Origin of the sequence: Endozoicomonas sp. SESOKO2 (assembly GCF_024606245.1) — a bacterium.
In the GTDB taxonomy this organism is placed as follows: Bacteria; Pseudomonadota; Gammaproteobacteria; order Pseudomonadales; family Endozoicomonadaceae; genus Endozoicomonas_A.
Map to the genome: position 1 here is coordinate 1 of NZ_JAHHPQ010000609.1, position 4913 is coordinate 4913.

2 protein-coding genes are annotated in these 4913 nt (G+C 49.3%); one reads left to right on the plus strand and one right to left on the minus strand.

Annotated elements, in window-relative coordinates; all coding sequences use genetic code 11:
* Positions 1-1018 precede the first annotated feature (1018 nt).
* Complete coding sequence (gene sstT / locus KDK17_RS14875; RefSeq protein ID WP_257275833.1) at positions 1019-2269, plus strand: serine/threonine transporter SstT; 1251 nt, start codon at positions 1019-1021, stop codon at positions 2267-2269.
* A gap of 68 nt (positions 2270-2337) precedes the next feature.
* Here sstT and katG read toward each other — a convergent pair whose 3' ends face one another.
* Positions 2338-4518 (minus strand): catalase/peroxidase HPI, encoded by a 2181-nt coding sequence (katG, locus tag KDK17_RS14880; RefSeq protein WP_257275832.1) that lies wholly within the window; start codon positions 4516-4518, stop codon positions 2338-2340.
* Positions 4519-4913 lie beyond the last annotated feature (395 nt).

A 4913-nucleotide genomic window follows, 5' to 3' on the forward strand; every position in this document is an offset into this window, starting at 1 on the left:
GTTTCTGTAGTTGCAGATTAATCAGGTCAAACCATCGTCCACTGACCGTTCCGCGGTATTTATTAATCACTTCCGATGATGAATCGGTAAAAGATGTTTTACGGCGCATAAATTTCTGGTTTGTTGTAAAGGCGTGCTGAGAACAAGCAAACTTGGTGGATTAACCTTCCGGCACGGCCTCGCGGTCCAGCGACAAAAGGCCCGACTGAACGAGCTGGAGTGCGGGTACCCGTGTACGCAATGATGATAATGTTTGCATCACTGCTGTTCAGCATTTTCAATGCCTGTTGCAGATTATACCGCTCAAAAACAGACTTGGAACTGATCTTTTCCTCATTCCAAAAGAGTAGTATGTGTCCTTGGATCTTGATGGATTACTTATGCGGCAGAAGACAGTGTCGCAGAACGAATATACGTATTTCTTATCGTGAAAAATATTTCATCCCTGAGTGTGAAGAAGAATTGTTTCAGTTGTTCATGGCTGATTGATGTAATTTACTGACAAATGTCTGGGGGAGCCCCTTCTTATTACCGTTTAATCCACAATGGCCTGTGGTCAGAGATTCTCTATTCTCAATTTTGTGTTCAATAAACAAATGGGTAAAAAAGCAGTTTTCAAAGCCGGAAAACAATGGAAAAAGCTTATTTTTCAGCCCCGAGACAAAAAGTCAGCAGAGTTGAGGGGCGTATTTGAATGTCCTTTAAAATGACCATTAGGCCAGCTGGCGGAAAAATAAGAGTGAACTTACTCTATGGATTAAAGGTCTAATTAATTGACACATATCAATACTGCAGTGGGGCTGATCCATTAGGTTTGCACACTCGATTTGTGCGAATTGCTTATAAAGTGATCACCCGATTGGTGATTTCCGTACCGTGAAAGGGTCTTTCAGACAGATGACACGCTATGGAAGTTGGAATGATCAAACAGCCTGGAGCTGGGGGTTTAGCCTTTCCCTGATTATCACCTGATTATCAGAAAGGGCGCGAACTCTATTATAAATAAAGTAGGTACAGTATGGGTGAAACTCAATCTCTATTCGAACGCATGGCCAGCACGAGCCTGGTGCTGAGGATTCTCATTGGTATTTTGCTGGGTGCAGGCCTGGCGGTCGTTGCTCCCGATACAGCTCTTTCTTTCTCTGTTCTGGGCTCTTTGTTCGTCGGTGCTCTCAAGGCCGTAGCGCCGGTTCTGGTTTTTATGCTGGTGGCTGCCTCTATTGCCAACCAGAAAAAAGGTCAGCATACCAACATGAAACCCGTGATTGGCTTGTACCTGATTGGTACTCTGGCTGCTTCTCTGACGGCTGTTGTCATGAGCTTTGCCTTTCCGGTCACTCTGACTCTGGTCACCAATGAAGCCAGCGCCAATCCTCCACAGGGTGTTGGCGAAGTACTGAACACCCTGCTGTTCAGCATTGTCCAGAACCCTGTTGAAGCCCTGATGAGCGGCAACTTTATCGGTATCCTGGCTTGGGCCGTTGCTCTGGGTCTCGCGCTGCATCGTGCTTCAGATACCACCAAACGTGTGGTTCACGACCTTTCCGATGCGGTATCCAACGTCGTTCGCTTTGTTATCCAGCTGGCACCTTTTGGCATTTTCGGTTTGGTAGCCAACACAGTAGCCAAGACTGGTTTCTCTGCCCTGGCTGAGTACGGCCAGCTGCTGATGGTTTTGATCAGCTGCATGTTGATTATTGCGCTGGTTGTAAACCCACTAATCGTGTTTGCCAAACTGAAGCGCAACCCATACCCGCTGATTTTCCAATGTCTGCGCGAAAGCGGTGTAACCGCATTCTTTACCCGTAGTTCTGCTGCCAACATTCCAGTGAACATGGAACTGTGCAAAAAGCTGGATCTACATGAAGATACCTACTCGGTATCCATACCTTTGGGGGCGACCATCAACATGGCAGGCGCTGCTATCACCATCACTGTGATGACCCTCGCCGCAGTTAACACTCTGGGTATTCAGGTAGACATGCCAACCGCTCTGATTCTAAGTGTGATCGCTGCCATCTCGGCCTGTGGCGCTTCCGGTGTTGCAGGTGGCTCTCTGCTGCTGATTCCACTGGCTTGCAGTCTTTTCGGGATCTCTGCCGATGTGGCCATGCAGGTGGTTGCTGTCGGTTTTATCATCGGCGTTATCCAGGATTCTGCTGAAACCGCTCTAAACAGTTCAACCGACGTTGCGTTCACTGCTGCAGCATGCATCTCTGCTGAAGAAAGCGGTCAGGTCGTTCAGGTGACCCGGGAGGTCAATGCCTGAGACTGAAGTACTATCCAGTCCATAAAAACCGCCAGCTGATCCTGGCGGTTTTTTTTATGATGAAACAATCAGGAAGCTCTGAGATCGAATCGGTCAAGATTCATCACTTTGACCCAGGCGGCAGCAAAATCATGAACAAACTTCTCGCCAGCATCGGATGAACCGTAGACTTCAGCCACAGCACGCAGTTCGGAGTCAGAGCCAAAAATCAGGTCTACACGGGTTGCACTCCACTGACTGGCACCGGTTTTACGATCATGACCTTCAAAAATATCTTCATCCACAGACGTCGGTTTCCACTCAGTATTCATATTCAGCAGATTGATGAAGAAATCATTGGTCAGTGCATCTGTTTTAGAGGTAAAAACCCCATGCTGACTCTGGTCACTGTTGGTATTGAGAACACGCATGCCTCCAATAAGCACCGTCATTTCAGGAATGGTCAGGGTCAACAGCTGAGCCTTGTCGATTAAAAGTGCTTCAACAGGTACATCTGTGGTTTTTTTCTGATAGTTTCTGAAGCCGTCTGTCATGGGCTCCAGTAGCCGAAAGCTCTGAACATCCGTTTGCTGCTGTAAAGCATCCATACGACCAGGGGTGAATACCAGTTCAATATCGTGGCCAGCATTTTTAGCAGACTGTTCAATGGCTGCACAACCGCCCAGAACAATCAGGTCGGCCAGGGAAATCTTTTTATTACCTGATTGAGAGCCATTGAACGCTTGCTGGATATCTTCAAGTTGCTGCAGAACACGTGAGAGTTGTTCTGGTCTATTAACCGCCCAGTTTTTCTGCGGCTCAAGTCGGATTCGAGCGCCATTGGCACCTCCACGCATATCCGAACCTCTGAAGGTTGAGGCAGAAGCCCAGGCGGTTGATACCAGTTCGCGGATGGAGAGGGTCGAATCGAGAATCTGCTGCTTAAGTGCCTCTTGATCATCTTTATCCACCAGTTCATGATCAACAGGTGGAACGGGGTCTTGCCAGATCATCACTTCGCTGGGCACTTCCGGACCCAGGTAGCGTGCTCTGGGCCCCATGTCTCTGTGAGTCAGCTTAAACCAGGCGCGGGCAAAGGCATCGGCAAACTGATCCGGGTTTTTATAAAAGTTTCTGGATATTTCCTCGTATGCTGGATCAACCCGGAGCGACAGATCGGTGGTTAGCATGGTGGGCTGATGACGTTTTGCTGGTTCATGAGCGTCAGGAATGGTGGCTTCACTGTCCTTGGCCATCCATTGATAAGCTCCGGCCGGGCTTTTGGTCAGTTCCCATTCGTATTTAAACAGATTTTCAAAATACAGGTTGCTCCACTGGGTAGGCTGGCTGGTCCAGGTGACTTCAGGACCACCCGTGATGGTATCACCGGCTTTACCGCATCCATGGCTGCTGCTCCATCCCAGTCCCTGTTCGGTGATGTCTGCCGCTTCGGGCTCAGGACCAACCAGAGAAGGGTCACCCGCCCCGTGAGATTTGCCAAAAGTATGACCACCAGCAATCAGGGCAACGGTTTCCTCATCGTTCATGGCCATGCGGGCAAAAGTACTGCGAATTTCCATAGCAGCGGCTTTCGGATCAGGGTTGCCATCGGGGCCTTCGGGGTTAACGTAGATCAGGCCCATCTCGACCGCGGCCAGTGGCTTTTCCAGGTCGCGTTCACCGATGTGGCGCTCATCACCCAGCCAGGTTTTTTCGTTGCCCCAGTATATGTCTTTTTCTGATTCCCAGATATCCACTCGTCCGCCGGCAAAGCCAAAGGTTTTAAAGCCCATGGCTTCGAGGGCTACATTGCCTGCGAGAATCATTAGGTCGGCCCAGGACAGTTTTTTGCCATATTTCTGTTTAACAGGCCAGAGCAAACGACGGGCTTTGTCGAGATTGGCATTGTCCGGCCAACTGTTGAGCGGTGCAAAACGCTGGCTACCTGTGCCTGCACCGCCCCGGCCATCAAGGGTCCGGTAGGTTCCGGCACTGTGCCAGGCCATTCGTACAAAGAGAGGGCCATAATGACCAAAATCTGCTGGCCACCAGGGCTGGGAATCAGTCATCAGTGTTTCCAGGTCAGTTTTGACTGCTTTGAGGTCCAGAGTGTTGAACTCAGCCGCATAATCGAAATGCGCGCCCATCGGGTTAGAGGCATCACCGTGTTGTCGGAGAATTTCCAGCTTTAACCGATTGGGCCACCAATCCTGATTGGAAGTGCCGCCGCCAGCGGTATGATGCAAAACCGGACATTGACTAGCAGACATACAGTGCCTCCGATTCATTCCTGCAGTGATGTAGATCAAACTTCTTAAGGTCAAGATAGCCGCTTGAATGCGTCAAAGAAATTGTGTGATTACGATGAGGCTACCCAAATGCAGTTGGATTTTAGCCAAGGGGTATGGTGACTAGAAGTGTAAGAGCCATTGGCTGCGTACGCAAATGATAAGGTGATTGCTTACGAGACAGGCTTTCAGTCCCAGTCAATCATTGCTCAATAAGTTCTGGATCAATGATCAAAGTTCCTGAGCAAGCTGAATTGAGTGAGGCGTGAAGCCCTGCGATCAAATGTCCGGGTGGCTTTACATTGAAGCTGGTTATGATGACCAATCATTGCATCGGCAAAATCGTAACCGTTGGTATAATCATCAAGGGCTTTGAG

Bases quoted from the DNA above. Each gene is read 5' to 3' on its own strand.
- sstT (WP_257275833.1), top strand. From the start codon at position 1,019: ATGGGTGAAACTCAATCTCTATTCGAACGCATGGCCAGCACGAGCCTG.
- katG (WP_257275832.1), bottom strand. From the start codon at position 4,518: ATGTCTGCTAGTCAATGTCCGGTTTTGCATCATACCGCTGGCGGCGGC.